Genomic DNA, 425 nt, shown 5'->3' on the forward strand with positions numbered 1-425 from the left:
CTTGGCCGTTCGCGTGGCGGCCTGAGCACCAAAATCCACATGGCTGTCCGAGGTCTCGGCTGCCCTGTCCGCTTCACGCTCACGGCAGGCCAGAAAGGGGATGCGCCGCAGGCAGCGCCTCTGATCGAAGGACTGCCTGCCGACATTGTCATGGCCGATACGGCTTACGACAGCGATCGTCTGCGCGACGCCATCGCCGAAAAAGGCGCCGTGGCGGTCATCCCCAACAATCCCTCGCGCGCAAGAAAACATCCGCTGGACAAACATCTCTATGCCCAGCGTCATCTGATCGAATGCTGCTTCTCGAAGCTCAAACAGTTTCGACGCATCGCTACGAGATATGAAAAAACCGCCCGAAACTACCGCTCCATGATCGCTCTCGCAGCAACCATCTTGTGGATCCGATAAATGTCCACACTTCCTAG

Annotated in this window: 1 protein-coding gene; it reads left to right on the forward strand. The window is 58.1% G+C overall.

The features are described 5' to 3' along the window. The coding region (locus KKP04_RS15300) for an IS5 family transposase (RefSeq protein ID WP_215033552.1) at positions 1–408 on the forward strand (408 nt) is incomplete at its 5' end. Between the last annotated feature and the right edge of the window lie 17 nt (positions 409–425).

This window comes from Rhodomicrobium sp. Az07, assembly GCF_018619475.1.
Taxonomy (GTDB): Bacteria; Pseudomonadota; Alphaproteobacteria; order Rhizobiales; family Rhodomicrobiaceae; genus Rhodomicrobium.